The following is an 18863-nucleotide window of genomic DNA, read 5'->3' as shown; positions in this document are numbered from 1 at the left end:
AAACAGCGACTTACGAGTCGCTGTTTTTGTTTTGGGAACTATTTGGGATCCAAATGTGGATTTTAATATAGTTGTTTAGTCTAAAATCTCCCTTCCAATCATTTTTTTCCGGTTTTACCTTAGTGATATTCTTTCACTCATTCAGCACTTATCTACCCATCTTAGGCATACTGGCAGTTGGTATGTTATCAAGTGTAGGTGTGTAAAAAATCATCTATGTTAGTTCGACAATTTCTAGAATTATTTGATGGGCTGAAAACAACTGAAATGTTGCTTAGCTAATGTGAAGGTAATAACAGTTGAAATGTTGAAACCAGCATTGTTCCGGTGATTTTTTAGAACCTTAATAATGCTGGATATTGGCATGCTTATTTTATCTAATGTAAGCAGCTCTATAGTTACCCTTGAGCGGTTGTGAACCGTTCAAAAATAGAATTTATCTTTTGGGATGCGCTATCTCGTTCTACTTTGTTTGGAGATTTATTCCATTTAAGATAGTGTTTCTCTGTTGTTAAGACGCTTGCATGGCCGAGTTGTTTTGAAATGTACGTTTGATTAGCACCTTCATTACATGCTAAGGATGTAAAAGTGTGTCGGCAATGGTTTGGTTTTGTCTTGCTGACGTTGATAACCTTCAGAAAATGATAAAAATCCTTTCTAAATTTCTGTTCGTTTTGATAGCTTGTTTGTGTATCCATGCATAGCAAAACGAATCGGACATTTTCTTGTTTGATTTGTTTATAATCCGCACCAAGAGTCTTGATTGTTTGTTGAGGTGATAGTTCATAGAACCTTTTCTTCATTTCATTCAGCATCCAAAGCGCAGGATCTAAAATATCGACTCGACGAGATTCGACGCCTCTTACTTTTAAGGTTTTATATTTTCCATCTACTCTCGCTCTGCGGATGGTAATAATTTTTTTTTCTAAATCAATATCCTCCCAAGATAAACCCATTAGCTCTGAAAACCTGAGCCCTGCGCAACAATTGAACAATATAATGAGTGCAATCATTGGGTTAATAGAAATGCTATTCTGAATTTTGTTAAGATCCCCGATCGTGAATAATTTTTCAGTGATTGTGCTATCGCCATGACCCTGCTTAATTTTCATTCTTCGTAAATTGATCGGCGACTTAACTAAATCACCGTTGTCGACGGCATTTTGTAAGAGTGCATCCAGCAGCCTGATCGTCTCATTCACTGTTTTCCATGCCAACGTAGATAATTGTTCGTTACGAAACTTAAAGACATCATTTGAGTTAATTTCAAGTATGTTTTTTTCACCAATAGCCAATGAGATACGCTTAAAGTGACCTTTATAGCTTTTGACTGTAGCGGGAGCTAAGGTGGGATAGTGGTTTTTTGTATAGTTTTCTATTAAGTCATTAATAGTTAAAGGGACTTTGGTATTATTTCTTTTATAATTAGCGAACGCGAGTTCCAACTCGGCTGGCGATAACTTCCGCCATCCATCTAACTTAGATATCACGGAAACAATTTCTAGAGATGTAAGACCCACATACAGTGTTTGTTTATAAGTCCTGTTTTGTCGTTTAAACACAGCTCTTAACGAATTACCATGTACTTCAATATTTTTAATTTGATGCTGATTTATCACCCCTTTTGCTTCAGCAGGTGTTAGTTGCACAGTATTTAAAGGAAATTGTTTCACTGTGCTTAATTCCCTTGTTCATTGATTAATACGTCAATTGCTTCGTAGTGAAACATATTCGTACCATCGAATTTCTTGTAATGAATCCCTTTAATCAGCACCTTACGACGAATTTTGCTCTTAATTGCGTTATAAGTTAACCCTTTGTAACGTTCCAAAATTTCTGCAGTGACCCATCCTAGTTTTTGAGACATATCTTAACCTCGCATTTTGTTGGTATGAGGTTATTGTCATCGAAGTGATTTGGCTCTGAAAATTTTGATTATGCTTTCTTTGCTTTTTATTTTTGTAACCCAAGCTTCATAGTTTTTTTTATGTTGCTGATTTTTAGTTATTTTGTTTTGACTTAAGGTTTGTTGTCGAACCAGGCAACACTACTGATATTTAAAAAAAATATTTTTGAATTGACTACTTTTTAGGGCAGTTCTTGGAGTGATTATTTTGTTTAGGAAGGAATTTAAGCTGAGTTTCACAGTGAAGATTCCTTTTAATATCATTAATTTAAGTTAATATCAAGGTATATTTCATACTTTGGATAGACCAGATGTTAATGACAGTTGAGCAAGCGAAATTGTTTTGTAAGAAAAAAAATATTAAACATCTAGATATTCGCTCAAGTACCTGCGTCCGAATGATGTTTAAACTTAACTCAAAACTATACCGAATGGCATTGGATGATATTGAGTGCACAGAACAAGGATTGTTACGCGCATCAGTAATCGTTAGTGATTTGAAAAATATAGCTAAATATAATCATGAGCAATTTTTGAAGCAACTTGATAATTATCATTTCATTCGAGAGGAACAACTTGAAGCTAAATTATTCAATCATTACATTGACGCTTTTTTGAACGCGAAAAGGATAACGTTAGCGCCATGTACGATTAAAAACTACGAGAATAAGATTCTGACGCATATCGTGCCTCGCTTTGCAAATGATGCAGTTGATAAAATTAAGCCGTTAGATATTGAATCATGGATGAATACTAAACTAGCGTATTTGAGTAACAAAACGATTAAGGAGATTTTAAGCATTTTAAATCAGATATTTACCTTTGCGCTGTTGGATGAGGCAATATCGGTTAATCCGCTGGATAGGTTAAAATCGACTAACGTTACAAATCTCAAAGTGTTAACGCAAGTACCAGATCCATTCTTAGCCGAAGAGATAACCCAAATAGCATCAGTGGCCACAGATAGACAATCTGAAGTCAATATGATCATTTGTAATTGCTTTCTCGGTCTAAGGGTCAGTGAGTTGATGGCGTTGGCATGGGAAGATGTTGACTTAGAGAACGATACAATTCATATCTCGCGTGCAGTCGTTGAAGGCATTTACAAAAAGCCAAAAAACCTATCTAGTAACAGGCATATAGAGTTACTCCCGCAGGCAAAAACAATACTCATTGATCAGCGTGATAATTATAATTATTCTGCACTAGAAACGATTAATGTGCTTCGAGAGGACAATAAGTCTATAGAGAGGCAGCGTGTTCACTTTGTATTTTGTAATAGTAATACTAGAAAAGCATACACTTCAGATGCCCACTTGAGACAAAGATTTTATTGTTACCACTTGAAGAAAGCTGGGATTCGTTTTAGAGGGCCAAGTCAAACGCGGCATACCTTTGCATCGCACTTAATTTCGGCAGGACTACCTTTATCATGGGTTGCTCGGCAAATGGGGCATACCAGCATAAAGATGATCGAGAAACACTATGGTAAGTGGCTACCAACGCAAAAATACTGCATGAGAGAAATGGCTGAAAAAGCCTTCACGTTTTGATTTAAATGATTTAAATGATTGAAATTAATTAAGGTTAATATATGCCAAAAATCGTATATGTTGATATGGACGATGTGCTTGTAAATTATACAGAAGCTGTAACCTTTAAAAAACTCCAGAAACCTGAGCAGGCATACCCTCAAGCTGAATTGGGATTTTTCAGCTGCTTAGCCCCTAAAGTAGGTGGCATTGCTGTGATGAAAAAGATGCTCGAACATCCAGAAATTGAACCTTACATAGCCACAGCGCCAAGTTTGCAAAATCCATTGTGTTATATGGAGAAGCGTATTTGGGTAGAGCAACACTTAGGCATGGAATATGTCAGTCGTCTTATCATCATTCCGAACAAAGGATTGCTGAAGGGAGATATTCTTATCGACGACCACGTTGAAGGAAAGGGCCAAGAGTTTTTTAAGGGGGATTTGTGGCAGTTTGGTTCAATACGCTTTCCAGACTGGAGTGCTGTTGAGATTGAGTTATTTAATAACTTTCTCAGATGATGACGCCTTACTTAATAGTCAAGCTAACTGGCGAAAGTTGTTGGCTCGAAGTGGTGGTTGAGCCAGATTGATTTCGATGCGATTTAAATAAGGAAACTGCTTTAACATTTAGGCAGATTCCTTACTATGGTCATGGATTTCTGAGTTTTTTCTTATCTATTTCTTTGGCTTACATCTTTTCACAAGCACTATGCTGCCAATAATCATTAGTGCAATTGGTAGTAAAAATTCCATCATTTTTCCTTAACCGCCCTATAGGCGTCATTCACTAATTTGTCTGGTTAGTTACATTGATGTTTAGCAAAACCGGAACATCATGTACTTAAAACGCACCCATGGATCCTCGGGCTCGGGTGTATTTGCATAACGTCTATCATAGGCTAAAACACCGAAGGCGTACTTAATATGCAGTATTAACGGAGGTAAAAGGCAATTCATATCCTCAGTATAGATAAACCAGCAAAAGCACATGATGGTGATAATGCTCAAAAGGACTAAAGGTATCCATTTGGCAAGTGTTTTGTCGTTTAGATGACGGCGCATAATTAGAAACCATCCCCAAATCCACTGTCGAAATCGCAGCTAAATGTGTCGTTAGGCAATGACCAAGCATCATCGCTTATGCTGCTATTACACGTCGATGTGTCGGATTCAGTAATGCCAAATGGGTTGCCATGCACATCGACTCCTGTGTTACCTATCATAGGTGTGCCATCAATGTTTACGATCGGGCCGTTGTGATTATTGTCAGTCATGCTGTTATTCCTTTAATGTGATTAAGAGTAAAGCTCCTAAATTGACATTAATGAAAAAAAGCACTTTTTCAAGCATATTTTTCGCAATGGTGGACAATAAAAATGTTGAGTGAGTTTTGTAGTTTTTCTTTCATTTTTTTATCTTGTCTCGGACTTCACACTCACATTATTGACGACATTTTAATGCTGAGCTTGCAGGTTGGCGTTAACAGAATGTGCTTTTGACGAGCAAAAATCGGTACGATTTTCTGCGACAAAAGTGCTTGTGATAACAAGCTTTCAAGCGCGGATTTGGGCGATTACGCAGTAATGGCTCAAAGGAGCACGCGCATGTACAGCTGGTCTGTACTAACCGCATTTTAGTTTTGCCTCAGCAAAATTTAGGGGTGAATTTGGCACAAATACACCGCTAAACCCCAGACTTTTCGTGAGAAAAGTGAGCGAGACGCGAGGGGGAATAAGATGGCACATCGCCCCCTCGACGTGAGCGGCGAAAATGCGGTTAGTACAGAGCGTAGCTCGGTGCATGCGCGTCTGATGTCGTGAAGTGCTAGAACGGAGTTCGTAAGCCAGCGTCGATGACGAGTCATCAGAGCTGGCGGGCGCTTCAGGGCATCTGAGTCGTTTGCGCAGCAAGTGACTCATCAGCCAAAGGCTGGCTTGGTAGCGATGTTCATCGCTATTTTCATTCCGATAGGATGAAAGCAGTTTATCGTGATGAAAATCTGCAACTATTCACTCAAAAATATCATCAATGCGTTAAATTTGTCCCCTCGATGGCTAGTTAATTGTACCCATTTAATCAAAGGTATTTTTAATGACATCACACAGTAGCGTAAAGGATAAATCTGTCGCGAATCTTCCACTTCGATACGACCCGTTTTTGAATTTCGATATGCAATATCGACCTGGTGTAAATAACAATAAAACGGGGAAAATCCGCCGCGAGTTCACCATGAAATTGGTGGCTCGATTTGGCCTGATTTCACCGAGTAACATTGCTTGGCTCTATGGCATCAGCCATCGGCAATCTCTGGAGCATTTAAATAAGCTTGTCCAAGAGCAACTGCTTTGCCTTGTTACTACCCATCGTTCCCACGATGGCCGTGTTTATACACTCACTTACAGTGGCGCAAAATACGCCGAAGAGTTACTGAATGTTGCAGTCTATTATCGTGCGAAAGAGCATCCGGCGCTGCAAGTGAACCAGAACACTTTAATGCACGACTTAATCATGCAGTTTGTGTTGTTGAAAGGCATCCATCATCACAAGCCTAATGGAGAGTCAAATCCGCTATGGTGTGCCATGATGACTGAGCCCGAGTTTAAACGGCGTTTTACTCACAGCAGTGTGCGAAATGTGGATGGGATAGTGAGGGAGGTGGATGGAACAATTTGTGCCGTCGAAATAGAGCATTCCTTTAAGGCAAAAGCCGCGCGGCAAACCATTTTATTGAAATGGCATGATGGGATAGGGCAAGGCTATTACGATAAGGTCATGCTGTTTTCTCAATCCTTGCACATTTTTAGCGACATTAAACGACTTCATGAGCAGCTCTATGATGAGCTAACCACAAGGCCTGATAAAAAGACTCGTCAGCCTTTATTAACCGCGCAAGATGCGGCATCACTTAAGCAACGAATTATCTATCGTACTCTGCTGTGTGATGAACTCACCGAACGGTTTTATCGCTAACAAACAATCTCTAATTTCCAAAACGACAAAAGGCACCTAAGTGCCTTTTGAAGGGTATACAAAGATTTTACAATGCATTACCAGTAGATGAAGTCGGCTGCACACTTTGGTACTGCCATCTGAAATAATAATTTTTATTATTTCAGCCTGTTAAGGCTTCATTGCGAGGTCGTCCCTGTTCCCCACATTGATAAGTAAGCGCATCCTCGGGCAAATTAATCAGTTGATTGGATATTTATGATGAAATGTCCACGTTATTTGGTTTTGATGTAAAACACAAAATAAGATAATTACAGGGTAATTGCTGTTCTAACCCTAGGTTACTTAAGGGCTTTGTGGCAAACTCAATAACCAGAATATTCGGTTATCTATCTAGAGGGAATTGGATTAGTAATGGTCAACCATAACGCGAGCATCAATAAAGCAAAGTTAACCGAAACAGACATCATCACAAAGTTCATCATGCCTGCGGTAAAAAATGCGGGTTGGGATGATATGACGCAAATTCGCCAGGAGGTGAAGTTGCGTGATGGTAAGGTGATTGTTCGGGGTCAAATGGGCATGCGCACAACGGTTAAGTCAGCCGACATTGTGCTCTACCATAAACCGAGTATGCCGCTGGCGGTGATTGAGGCTAAAGCGAATAAGCATGAAGTCGGTAAGGGCATACAACAAGCACTCGATTATGCTCATTTGCTCGATGTTCCCTTTGTGTTTGCCTCTAACGGCGATGGTTTTATCTTCCACGACAAGACCAAACTAGGCACCCCAGAGGCTCACAACCTTGAATCCGAAATCCGCTTAGAAGATTTTCCTAGTCCTGAAGAACTTTGGGCTAAATATTGTATTTGGAAAGGTTATACCGCAGCGCAGTTACCTATCATTAACGAAGCCTATTACGATGACGGCACGGGTAAGCACCCGCGTTATTATCAGTTGCAAGCCATCAATAAAACCGTTGAAGCTATCTCATCGGGTAAAGATCGGGTATTGCTGGTGATGGCAACGGGCACAGGTAAAACCTACACAGCATTTCAAATCATTTGGCGGTTATGGAAATCCCGTGCCAAGAAACGCATTTTATTCCTCGCTGACCGTAATATTTTGGTCGATCAAACTCGCATAAACGATTTTCAGCCCTTTGGCACATCGATGACCAAAATTACTGGCCGAACAGTCGATCCTGCTTATGAAATCCATCTAGCACTTTATCAAGCACTGACTGGCCCTGATGAGAGTCAAAAAGCGTTCAAACAAGTCGCTCCAGACTTTTTTGACCTGATCATTATTGATGAATGTCATCGTGGCAGTGCCAGTGACGACAGCGCTTGGCGCGAAATTCTCGAGTATTTTAGCAGTGCCGCGCAAGTGGGCTTAACCGCAACCCCAAAAGAAACCGATGAGGTCTCTAACTCTGATTATTTTGGCGATCCGCTTTACACCTATTCGCTCAAAGAAGGTATCGACGATGGTTTCTTAGCGCCTTATAAAGTGGTTCGTGTGGATATTGATGTGGACTTACAAGGCTGGCGACCTACAAAGGGCCAAATCGACAACAATGGCGAAGTGATCGAAGACAGGATCTATAACCAAAAAGACTTTGACCGCACTATGGTGATTGATGAGCGTACTCAGTTGGTGGCCGAAACCATAACTAACTACCTTAAACGCACCGATCCTATGGGTAAAACCATTGTTTTTTGCAACGATATTGATCACGCCGAACGGATGCGACGCGCACTTGCCAATCTTAACCCTGAGCAAATGGCGAAAAATGACAAATACGTTATGAAGATCACGGGTGATGATGAACTCGGCAAAGCCCAGCTGGATAACTTCATCAACCCTAAAAAGGCCTATCCGGTCATTGCGACCACCTCAGAACTCATGACCACAGGTGTCGATGCGAAAACCTGTAAGTTAGTGGTGCTCGATCAAAATATTCAATCCATGACTAAATTTAAGCAGATCATCGGTCGCGGCACTCGAATAGATGATAAATACAATAAGTTATGGTTTACCATTCTGGATTTCAAAAAGGCAACCGAGTTATTTGCCGACGAACGTTTTGATGGCACCCCTGAAAAAATCATTAAAGTGACGCCTGAAGACATTGAAGATGAAGACGTGGATATTGATGCCGCTGATGATGAACCAAATGAGGAAGATGTTCTGGGGGACATTCAAGATGAGCAACAAGTCGAAGGCCAAGACAACACCAAAAATGACCCTCAAGGCGATGGTAGCTTTGATGAAAGTGAATGGGACGAAGGCGAAACTCGTAAGGTTAACAAGTACCGCGTATCTGGCGTGATAGTCAGCAAAGTTGCCGAGCGGGTGCAGTATTATGACAGCGACGGCAAACTGGTCACTGAATCCTTTAAGGATTACACCCGTAAAACCATGGCGAAACAGTTCAGTTCGCTTGATGAGTTTGTCAGGCGTTGGAATGACGCTGACCGTAAACAAGCGGTCATCGATGAGCTGGCGCAAGAGGGGATTATTTGGTCAGCACTTGAGGAAGAAGTGGGTAAAGACATGGATCCCTTCGATATGATTTGCCATGTCGTCTACGACCAACCGCCGTTAACCCGTGCCGAGCGCGCTTCAAACGTTAAAAAACGCAATTATTTCACTAAATATTCCGACACGGCCCAAGCCGTACTCGAGAATTTATTGGTAAAATACGCCGATGTGGGCGTGCAAGAAATTGAAAATCTGCAAGTGCTTAAAGTTCAGCCATTTAATGATATAGGCAGTTTAAGTGACATCATCAAAAAAGGCTTTGGTGGCAAACCCCAATACGAACAAGCCATTAGTGAGTTAGAAGCCGAAATCTACCAAATAGCACAATAATCTGCCTAATAAGCAGGTTGGATAATGCCGTGCATATTTTGGTGCGTTTTACTTATAACTAAAAAATAAGCGTTAAGCATTAAAAACGAAAAGAGAAATTTATGTCTATCAGTTCAGCCGTTAAATCCATTCAAGACATTATGCGTAAAGATGCCGGCGTCGATGGCGATGCCCAGCGACTAGGCCAAATGTCTTGGTTACTGTTCTTAAAAGTATTCGATGCCCAAGAAGAGCAGTTAGAGCTAGAACTCGATGATTACAGTACACCTATCCCGAGTGATTTTTTATGGCGTAATTGGGCGGCCGATAACGAAGGGATCACAGGTGACGAGCTGCTTGAATTTGTGAATGATGAGCTATTCCCAGATCTTAAAAATCTCACCGCCCCGATAGATAAAAATCCCCGCGGTTATGTGGTAAAAGCGGCGTTTTCAGATGCCTTTAACTACATGAAAAACGGCACGCTACTGCGTCAAGTCATCAATAAACTCAATGAAATCGACTTTACCGACTCAAAAGAGCGGCATTTGTTTGGTGATTTGTACGAGCAAATCTTAAAAGACTTACAAAGCGCGGGTAATGCAGGCGAGTTCTATACTCCGCGTGCCATCACCAAGTTTATTGTGGCCGTAACAGACCCAAAACTTGGCGAGTCGATTATGGATCCGGCCTGTGGCACCGGTGGCTTTTTGGCCTGTGCCTTTGATCATGTAAAAGCAAATTACGTCAAGACAGCGGATGATCACCAAACTCTGCAACAGCAAATTCATGGGGTAGAGAAAAAGCAATTACCGCACTTACTGTGTACCACCAATATGATGTTGCACGGTATTGAAGTGCCCGTACAAATTAAACACGGCAATACCTTAAACAAACCCTTATCAAGCTGGGATGAAGATATCGATGTCATCATCACCAACCCGCCTTTCGGCGGCACCGAAGAGGACGGGATTGAAAAAAACTTCCCTAGCGAGTTCCAAACCCGCGAAACTGCCGACTTATTCCTGCAGTTGATTATCGAAGTGCTTGCCCCTGCAACAAATGGCAAGGGCGGCCGCGCAGCCGTGGTATTGCCCGATGGCACCTTGTTTGGTGAGGGCGTTAAAACCAAAATTAAAAAAATGCTGCTCGAAGAATGTAATCTGCACACCATAGTGCGATTACCTAACGGTGTGTTTAATCCTTACACTGGCATTAAAACCAATATCCTGTTTTTCACTAAAGGCACGCCGACTAAAAATGTCTGGTTTTACGAGCATCCCTACCCAGTAGGGGTAAAAAACTACAATAAAACCAAGCCTATGAAGTTCGAAGAGTTTGAGACAGAACTCGCGTGGTGGGGCGATGAAGCCGATGGTTTTGCTGCGCGGGTCGAAAACGAGCAAGCGTGGCAAGTCTCCATCGACGACATTATTGCCCGTAACTACAACCTTGATATTAAAAACCCGCATGTGGGCGAGGTAGTAAGCCACGATCCGCAAGCCTTGTTAGCCGATTACGCTAAACAACAAGCGGATATTCAAGCCTTGCGTGACCAACTCAAAGGCATCTTGTCTGCGGCATTATCGTCACCTTCGGCAGCATCAGACGGTGAGGGCAAGTAATGGCTGATTTATCCATAACAGACACTTACTCTCGCAATATCAAAGCCACGCCAACGGCTGAAAATTTAATTACCACTCACCTTGATATTTGGACGACCGCCATTGAGCAAAAGTCTTCAGCAGGCCGTGGTAGCTCCAATAAGTTTTCGCTTTATGGCATCAAAAAACTGCGTGAACTGATTTTAGAACTCGCCGTGCGTGGTAAGTTAGTGCCGCAGGCCAGCCGCGAGGCGAGAAATAGTGCAAACTATGAACCCGCGTCAGTATTGCTCGAGCGCATTGCTGCTGAAAAAGCGCAATTGGTGAAGGAGGGGAAGCTTAAAAAACAGAAGCCTTTTCCTGAGATTAGTGAAGATGAAAAGCTGTTTGAATTGCCTAACGGATGGGAGTGGGGTCGAATTGGTACTGTTTTTAAATCTATTATGAGTGGGGGAACCCCAAGTAAAAGAGAAAGCTCGTATTGGGGAGGTGATATTCCTTGGGCAAGTGTTAAAGACTTGGGGTCAAGTCGAAGTATATCGACCACCCAAGACTTTATATCACGGGCAGGATTAGATAACGGCAGTAAACTGGCTGATATTGGTGATCTGCTTATTTGTACCAGAATGGGTCTTGGTAAAATTGCAGTTGTAAAAAAACCATTAGCCTTCAATCAAGATTTAAAAGCAGTTACTTTGTCTACTCACATTAATATTGAGTTTTTCATTAATTATTATTCGACGATAAAAATTGAAGGAACTGGAACTACGGTTGCTGGAATAACTCAAGATCAGCTATTGAATTATGTTGCGGCGATTCCTCCGCTCGAAGAACAACACCGTATCGTCGCTAAAGTCGATGAGTTGATGAGTTTGTGTGATGCCCTTGAAGCACAAACCGAAGCGAGCATTGCGGCACACCAAACCTTAGTTGAAACCCTGCTCAATGCGCTGCTACTGCCACAAACGGCTGCTAATACGGCAAGTCAATCTGATATCAGCCTTGAACGGCCTTTTACAAATAGCTTTGTTAAGGATTGGCAACGTGTTGCCGAGCACTTCGACACCTTATTCACTACTAGCGCCAGCATCGACACCCTAAAACAAACTATCCTCCAACTTGCCGTGATGGGTAAGCTAGTAAAACAAGACCCTAATGACGAACCAGCAGCCAAACTACTTGCGCGTATCGCCAAAGAAAAAGCCCAACTGTTCAAAGAGGGGAAAATCAAAAAGCAGAAGCCACTGCCCGCCATCACCGACGAAGAAAAACAGTTTGAACTACCGAGTGGGTGGGCATATGAAAGAATTGGAACATTTGGGATAGTCGGTACGGGATCAACACCATCAAGAAGTAATCCATTGTACTGGGAACCAGCTGAAATCAACTGGGTTTCGAGTGGTGAAACTTCAAATTTCTTTGTAACTCAAACAAAAGAAAGAGTTTCAGAGTTAGCCATCAAAGAGACAAATGTGTCAATTTACCCAGCAGGTACGTTAATTGTAGCTATGTATGGGCAGGGAAAAACGAGAGGACAGATAACAGAGTTATTGGAGCCTGCGGGAACTAACCAAGCTTGTGCAGCCATCAGGCTTGTAGATGAATCTGTAAATCATAAAGATTATGTGAAGTTATTCTTTAGAAAAGCATACTTAGAATTGAGAGAGCACGCTGCTGGTGGAGCACAACCAAATTTAAATGTAGGTAAAATTGCTTCAACAATAGTGCCTCTTCCACCACTCGAAGAACAACACCGCATCGTCGCTAAAGTCGAAGAGTTAATGGCACTTTGTGATCAACTCAAAGTCCGTTTAGCGGATGCGCAAACCACCCAACTGCACCTCACCGACGCCATCGTCGAACAGGCCGTTTAAACGATGGCAATTATTAACAAGGATGTGATCGCTGTTAAAGGCATTATGGACATGGCGTTGGCGATCCCTGATTACCAGCGCCCCTATAAATGGCAAGCTGAGCATGTTAACCAGCTATTCGATGATGTGATGCACCATAGTGAACAAGCAGCCTATCGACTGGGCACTCTGGTGTTATGTCGCGAGCAACATAGTGGGAAGTTTGACATCGTTGATGGTCAGCAACGTTTACTCACTTTGACGCTGTTCATTGATGCCTTGTATCGGGAATTAGCACTAACATCATCAGCAACATCAAGATCAACGCCGCGACCGCTTAAGTTGGGTTTACTGTCTACCCAATTTAGCTCGCCTGAAAGTATCAAAAACCTGTCGCATAACGCAGCGCTATTGCAGAGTCGGGTACGGCGCTTAACCTTTGATGAGCAAAATAAACTACTCGGATTTTTGTTGGGGCAATGTGAGCTCATTTGTATCACCTTGGATAACCTCAGCGAAGCATTTCAGTTTTTTGACTCACAAAATGCCCGTGGTAAGCCACTTGCGCCCTATGATTTACTGAAAGCTTATCATCTGCGTGAGATAGGTATTCAAGACAAACATGCTGAGGCGGGGTGTGTTGAGGCATGGGAATTAGCAGCAACGTCTGTTGAAAATAATCAACCTTCACAGTTACAAGTTGTGATGTCTCATCACCTTTACCGCCTGCGCCGATGGGCTCGCGGGCGATCTGGGCGCACATTTACGAATCAAGAGATTGGGGTGTTTAAAGGGGTTAACCTTGCCAATACAGTATTCCCCTTTGTTGATCGTTTCAGGGCCGCTAATTATGCCGTGGATCTCTACAACGCGGATCCCGCGCGGCAGTGGGATTTGAACCAACGTCACTTCCCATTTCAGATTGATCAAATCATGGTTAATGGTCGACGTTTTTTTGAATATATTCATTATTACATCGCGCTACATCACCGTTTGTTTGTACAAGTTCATCCCGTCTTACAGCCTGTACTTGAGGTGCTTAATCATTATCCGGGAAAACATCGAACCGGTGATGGTTATGTCCGCAATCTGTTTGAATGTGCCGTGCTCTTTTATGTTGATAAGTTCGGTGAGCATTCTCTTGAACAAGTGGTGTGGTTGTGTTTTTTCTGGAGTTACCGCATCAGGCTTACTCATCATACTGTTCAGCTTATCACCGTTGATAATGCTGGCAGTGGGCAAGGTAAGTTTGATGCAGGGCTGATCCAAGTGATTGCTAATGCGCTGCATCCTAAAGAAGTATTGTCATTTATGGTGCCAATGTTAAGCGCTAACGATCTAGATGGTAATCAAACACAAGTTGAAGATTTACTCGAATGCTTCAAAGCGAAAAGGTATTTTATTGATGCCCAATAATCCAGATATTACCCCGTTGACTGTGGCTGAGCTGTTCAACCAAGGACATTATTTTATCCCTATTTATCAGCGTAACTACGCTTGGGGCGAGCCTGAAGTTAGACAGTTACTGCAAGATATTCTTGATGAATCGCGTAGAGCTAAAAACAGTCGTCATCCAGCAAGCCAGTATTACATTGGTAGTTTAGTTGTCGATAAAAGGGGCGAAGGTCAGTTTGAGACGATTGACGGTCAACAGCGCCATACCACTTTGTGTGTGGTGTTATCTGCATTAAAAAACGAGTTTGCTGATAGCATAAATCAGCAAAGTTGTTTAAACGTTAAAGCAACCGAAGATACACCTTTTCAAAAGCTTAGCTCGCTATCGCTTAATTTATCATTTACCAATCGTAAACGGTCGACCAGTACGTTAGCCTTATTAGCACAGGGGATAACGACTGGCTGTGAACAGGCCTCTATGCATGGGGCTTATGATGTTGCGGTTCGTTTTTTTGAAGAGCATAAGCAGGAGTTATGCACTCTCACGGATTATTTGTTGAACAATGTGGTTATTTTGCGCGTTGCCGTTCCTAAAGGAACCGATCTTAACCATTATTTTGAGATTATGAATAACCGAGGTGAGCAACTTGAAAAGCACGAGGTGCTTAAAGCTAGGCTGATGCGGCCTCTGGGTATCGATGAACGTAAAGTGTTTTCGACGATTTGGGATGCCTGTGCCAGTATGGACAGATATGCTCAACTCGGTTTTGAGAAAAGTTTGCGCTGCACCTTGTTTGGCGCTAACTGGGATCAACATCCTGTTGATTTTGAATCAATCAGGCAAGAAATGGTGAACTCTGATAGCCCTGCGCCATTAGTTAGCTTGGAAGAGATAGTTCAACATCCAGTATTGCAAGACAAGAAAGAAAACCCAGTTAATGACGATTCTGAACAATATGCTTCAATTATTAGTTTTCCTAACTTTTTACTGCACGTGTTGCGCATTACCCATGTAAGCCATATTGATACGGATGTGCCATTAGACGATAAGCGGTTATTGCTCGCGTTTGAGCGGTTTAGCAATCGTACTGATGAGGATATAGCAACGTTTTCCCGTGAATTTGTCATGAATTTGCTAAGATGTCGGCTATTGTTTGATCGTTATATTATTAAGCGAAAAAATGATCTCGACTGGAGTTTGGAACAGTTAAAACCGAATGAAACAAGGCATCATTATGTTTCCAGTGGTGGCGATTTTAATCAACAGTTGATTATGCAGTTGTCTATGTTCCATGTTTCCTTTCCTACACAGGTGTATAAACACTGGTTAAGTGCGGTGTTGTATTATTTGCTAAAGCAGCATCAACTCGGTGAGTTTCGCATTAGTCAATACCCTGCTTTTTTAGATCAGTTGAGTAATAAATTTTTCTATGGTCGTTTTGGCAAGCAACCCATTGAGTATTTTGATATTTGTTTTGAAGATGTTATGCCAGAAAACGACTTTGATCATCATAACCTCAAATTAGGAACGCATATCCAGAATTTTATTTTTAATCGCCTAGATTATCGCTTGTGGCGTAAATTGAAAGATGGTCATGAGTTTGATGTCGATATGGACTTTGTAAAGTCATTTTTAGATAAGTTCCGTTTTACTTTTAGAACGTCAGTGGAACATTATTTTCCGCAGCATCCCATAGCGGGTGAACCGATGGACGAGTCGATACTCCATAGCTTTGGTAATTTATGTTTGATCAGCCATAGCGATAATTCCAAATTTAGTAATAACGATCCCGCCACCAAAAAAAATCAGGTAAAGGATAAGTTGAACCGAGAACAATTGGCTGAAAGCCTCAAGCTGGTCTTTATGATGAGTTATGAACACTGGGATCCAGAAAATCAACCAGCGATGATTCAACACGAAAAGATGATGGTTGATGTCCTATGTTCTTAGAGGGTTTATTTACGCTGAGATGAGATACGAAGTGGTTTAAGCTTACTTAATTGCTGTAAGCGAATCTTTCTCGATCAATTCAATGGATCATGTTTACCTTTACTGATGTTTATCTTAAGAATTTAGCGTGAGTGCACTTTTTAGGCGTAACGAAAATGGTTGAATGAGTTAACCACCTTGTTCGCTGCTGGGATTAAGTGAATTTTGTTAGTTAAGTGACACTCAGCATATTCCTCAAAAAGTGATTTACTGATGCCAATGCTTAAGTGCTGTCCTTTAATATCGCGATGAAGATAGATATATCAGCTGAAAATTGTAGCTTGGAAAATATCCAGAAGTGGATTGATACCTTAAAACGTTTTTCCCCGAAGCGTGTTAAACCAATCACTCAATAAAGAGTTCAGATTGGATCTCTGTTGTTCATTTACTGCAGTCTCAACGACTGTTTACTTAGTAAAATACAGTTTACTTTTAAACGATTACGGTAAAGTAGTATTTACCAATCTGACTTGGCCTATTATTTTGACATTTGGGTTTTGGTAAATTATTGTTTACTCTAACTGGTTTATGGTGAAGAGTAATTTTCTATGGGAAGGAATAAAATTCAAGTTGGCACTGTTGCTAGTGCTGCACTAGCTCATTTCGCCACTCTGCTTTCAATCCAGCGTAAGGAAAAGAAAATCACAGTAGAAGAGCTGTGTTCACGAGTTGGGGCATCTAAGCCCACTATGATAAAGATTCTTAAGGGTGATCCGTCTGTAAGTATCGGACTTTACTTCGAAACTGCTTGGGTGTTAGGTGTTTCCTTATTTGAACCCGATGAAAATCGGTTTGCTATTAAACATAAAACAAATGCGAAAATAGAAGCACTGCTGCCTAATCGAGTGAGAAGGAAAAAGGTAATTTTGGATGACGACTTCTAGTAACCAATGCTTCGTTTGGAAATGGCTTAGAGGACATTCAGAACCTGTGGTAGCTGGTAAACTCACTATTGATGAATCTGGCCAACACTTTACCTATGGTCAGTCTTACTTGAAGCGTCCAGATGCAGAGCCAATTTACTCACATGAATTACCGCTTTCTGCTGGTACTATGGGGCCAGTTCAAGGCATGTCTATATTCTCATGCTTGCGTGATGCAGCTCCTGATGCTTGGGGACGTAGGGCCATTATTTCTCGGCTGATGAGCAAAGGCTACGATGCTGAGTTTAACGAAATGACGTATTTGATGCATTCCGCTTCAGACCGGATCGGTTCTCTCGACTTTCAAGATTCAGCCACTGAGTATGTTGATCGTTCTACTGATGCAGCCACGCTTGAAGAGTTATACCTGGTGTCTGAAATCGTCGCTCAAGGTAAGAAAATCCCGTTGGATTTGGATAGAGCACTTATGCATTGTACATCGCTGGGAGGTGCTCGTCCGAAAGGGATGATCACTGGTGGCGAAGCTAAGTATATTGCTAAGTTTTCATCCCCAAATGATACTTACGAGGTTGTTTATTCAGAATACGTAGCCATGAAGTTAGCTAAGTTAGCCGGACTCAATGTGGCCGAAGTTGTATTAAAAAAAGCATTAGGCAAAGATGTTCTTCTTGTTAAACGATTCGATAGAGAGTTGATTGGTGGTATTTGGTGTCGTCGCTCTATGGTGTCCGGACTGACAGTTTTAGGCTTAGATGAAGCATGGGCTAGCGAGGCTTCTTATGTAGACCTAGTAAACGTTATGAAGCAGTATTGCATCGCATTTGCCTCTGATAGCCAAGAGCTATTTGCACGGATGGTATTTAACGTGCTGATCGGCAATTCGGATGACCATGCTCGTAATCACGCTTTCTTTGTCGAAGGGGATAAAATATCTCTATCACCTGCTTATGATATTTGTCCACAAAACCATAGCGGTGGGGTGGCGAATCATGGAATGAAGCTCTTCGACAATTCAAATTTGTCTCTGTTATCACTTTGTCTGAAAGCAGCACCAAGCTTCAATATTAAGGCCGAAAAAGCGGAAGAAATTATTAGTTCGCAAATTAATACGATTATCCAAGAGTTTGAATCCGTGTGTAATGAAGTAGATGTCCCTGAAGTAACGCGAAAGTTACTTTTCAAACGTGTGATATTGAATGACTACATATTCAATGAAATGGAACTTTAGATGAATCTAGACAAGGCATTTATGCTTAAAGCATTGGAAGTATCTCGGGCTGCTCTGCCTGAGTGCCAACCTAATCCTCCGGTAGGTTGCGTTCTCGTTCTAGGCGGGCAAGTCATTGCCGAAGGATTCACACAGAAAATTGGTGGCAACCATGCTGAGGTCGAAGCGATTAGTGCTTATGATGGCCCTATGGAAGAAGTGACTGCATATGTCACTCTTGAGCCATGTTCATTTGTTGGCAGAACTCCGGCATGTTCTTCTGTAATCATTAAATCAGGAATTAAGAGAGTTGTAGTTGCTATTCTAGATCCTGATGAAAGGAACAATGGAAAGGGTCTTTATGCTCTAGAGAAAGAGGGCATAAAAGTTGATATTGGTATCGCTTCAAGAGAAGTTAGTGAATTTTTGTATCCTTATCTTGGAAAGTCATAATTAACCTCGCATAAGTTCCAGGCGAGGACGGTGATGTATTACAGGATTTTGCCTCCCAAATGGGCTAGTTGGTTAACTCATTTATGCCCCATTCCGTGTTTCGGCTCGTTAGTTAAATCGAAAATTCTTACTCCTGTTGTCCTACAAATTCTTATCTATTTGCCTATGTTTGGCCCGACCATAAATCGACTAACAATGTATGTGTATACAGTCGTATTTAAATTTAGATATT

The 18863-nt window shown here is 41.5% G+C and carries 14 protein-coding genes; 11 read left to right on the top strand and 3 right to left on the bottom strand.

The features are described 5' to 3' along the window. Window positions 1–398: 398 nt before the first annotated feature. Window positions 399–1673: a site-specific integrase gene (locus KV201_RS22605; protein WP_226059047.1), complete on the bottom strand. Its 1275-nt coding sequence runs from the start codon at window positions 1671–1673 to the stop codon at window positions 399–401. Between the two features lie 5 nt (window positions 1674–1678). Continuing rightward, complete coding sequence (xisR, locus tag KV201_RS08385) at window positions 1679–1867, bottom strand: excisionase family protein (RefSeq protein WP_014620713.1); 189 nt, start codon at window positions 1865–1867, stop codon at window positions 1679–1681. Between the two features lie 350 nt (window positions 1868–2217). Here xisR and KV201_RS08380 point away from each other — a divergent pair, with 350 nt between their 5' ends. Both KV201_RS08380 and KV201_RS08375 read left to right on the top strand, forming a co-directional pair. Continuing rightward, entirely contained in the window at window positions 2218–3459 is a 1242-nt protein-coding gene (locus KV201_RS08380) for a site-specific integrase (RefSeq protein WP_226059046.1), read from the top strand. A 41-nt stretch (window positions 3460–3500) separates the two neighbouring features. Then, window positions 3501–3959, top strand: a complete 459-nt coding sequence (locus tag KV201_RS08375) for a hypothetical protein (RefSeq protein WP_107947332.1) — start codon at window positions 3501–3503, stop codon at window positions 3957–3959. Window positions 3960–4504: 545 nt separating this feature from the next. Here the strand turns inward: KV201_RS08375 and KV201_RS08370 are convergent. After that, window positions 4505–4714 carry a hypothetical protein gene (locus KV201_RS08370; protein WP_220778090.1) on the bottom strand — a complete coding sequence of 70 codons (210 nt, stop codon included), beginning with the start codon at window positions 4712–4714 and terminating at the stop codon, window positions 4505–4507. Window positions 4715–5531: 817 nt separating this feature from the next. Between KV201_RS08370 and KV201_RS08365 the strand changes: the two genes are divergently transcribed. From KV201_RS08365 to KV201_RS08325, 9 genes are all read left to right on the top strand, one after another. Next, window positions 5532–6410 carry a hypothetical protein gene (locus KV201_RS08365; RefSeq protein WP_226059045.1) on the top strand — a complete coding sequence of 293 codons (879 nt, stop codon included), beginning with the start codon at window positions 5532–5534 and terminating at the stop codon, window positions 6408–6410. A 393-nt stretch (window positions 6411–6803) separates the two neighbouring features. Then, a complete protein-coding gene (gene hsdR, locus KV201_RS08360; protein ID WP_220777842.1) occupies window positions 6804–9266 on the top strand; it encodes an EcoAI/FtnUII family type I restriction enzme subunit R in 2463 nt (820 codons plus the stop codon). A gap of 101 nt (window positions 9267–9367) precedes the next feature. Then, window positions 9368–10870, top strand: a complete 1503-nt coding sequence (locus KV201_RS08355; RefSeq protein ID WP_220777841.1) for a type I restriction-modification system subunit M — start codon at window positions 9368–9370, stop codon at window positions 10868–10870. Further along, on the top strand, window positions 10870–12723 hold the full coding sequence (locus KV201_RS08350) for a restriction endonuclease subunit S (RefSeq protein WP_220777840.1): 1854 nt from the start codon (window positions 10870–10872) through the stop codon (window positions 12721–12723). Before KV201_RS08355 ends, KV201_RS08350 begins: the two co-directional genes overlap by 1 nt. Before the next feature lie 3 nt (window positions 12724–12726). Beyond that, complete coding sequence (locus KV201_RS08345; RefSeq protein ID WP_220777839.1) at window positions 12727–14118, top strand: DUF262 domain-containing protein; 1392 nt, start codon at window positions 12727–12729, stop codon at window positions 14116–14118. Next, window positions 14108–16048 carry a DUF262 domain-containing protein gene (locus KV201_RS08340; RefSeq protein ID WP_220777838.1) on the top strand — a complete coding sequence of 647 codons (1941 nt, stop codon included), beginning with the start codon at window positions 14108–14110 and terminating at the stop codon, window positions 16046–16048. Before KV201_RS08345 ends, KV201_RS08340 begins: the two co-directional genes overlap by 11 nt. 587 nt (window positions 16049–16635) lie before the next feature. Next, window positions 16636–16971: a helix-turn-helix transcriptional regulator gene (locus tag KV201_RS08335; protein ID WP_106649799.1), complete on the top strand. Its 336-nt coding sequence runs from the start codon at window positions 16636–16638 to the stop codon at window positions 16969–16971. Next, on the top strand, window positions 16958–18199 hold the full coding sequence (locus tag KV201_RS08330) for a type II toxin-antitoxin system HipA family toxin (RefSeq protein ID WP_226059044.1): 1242 nt from the start codon (window positions 16958–16960) through the stop codon (window positions 18197–18199). Before KV201_RS08335 ends, KV201_RS08330 begins: the two co-directional genes overlap by 14 nt. Then, entirely contained in the window at window positions 18200–18631 is a 432-nt protein-coding gene (locus KV201_RS08325) for a bifunctional diaminohydroxyphosphoribosylaminopyrimidine deaminase/5-amino-6-(5-phosphoribosylamino)uracil reductase RibD (protein ID WP_107404666.1), read from the top strand. It abuts the gene before it with no gap. The last annotated feature ends 232 nt before the right edge of the window (window positions 18632–18863 follow it).

Origin of the sequence: Shewanella sp. SR1, assembly GCF_020447145.1 — a bacterium.
GTDB classification, from domain to species: Bacteria; Pseudomonadota; Gammaproteobacteria; order Enterobacterales; family Shewanellaceae; genus Shewanella; species Shewanella baltica.
The sequence above is the reverse complement of the archived record's forward strand: the minus strand, read 5'-3'. Positions and strand labels throughout refer to the sequence as shown.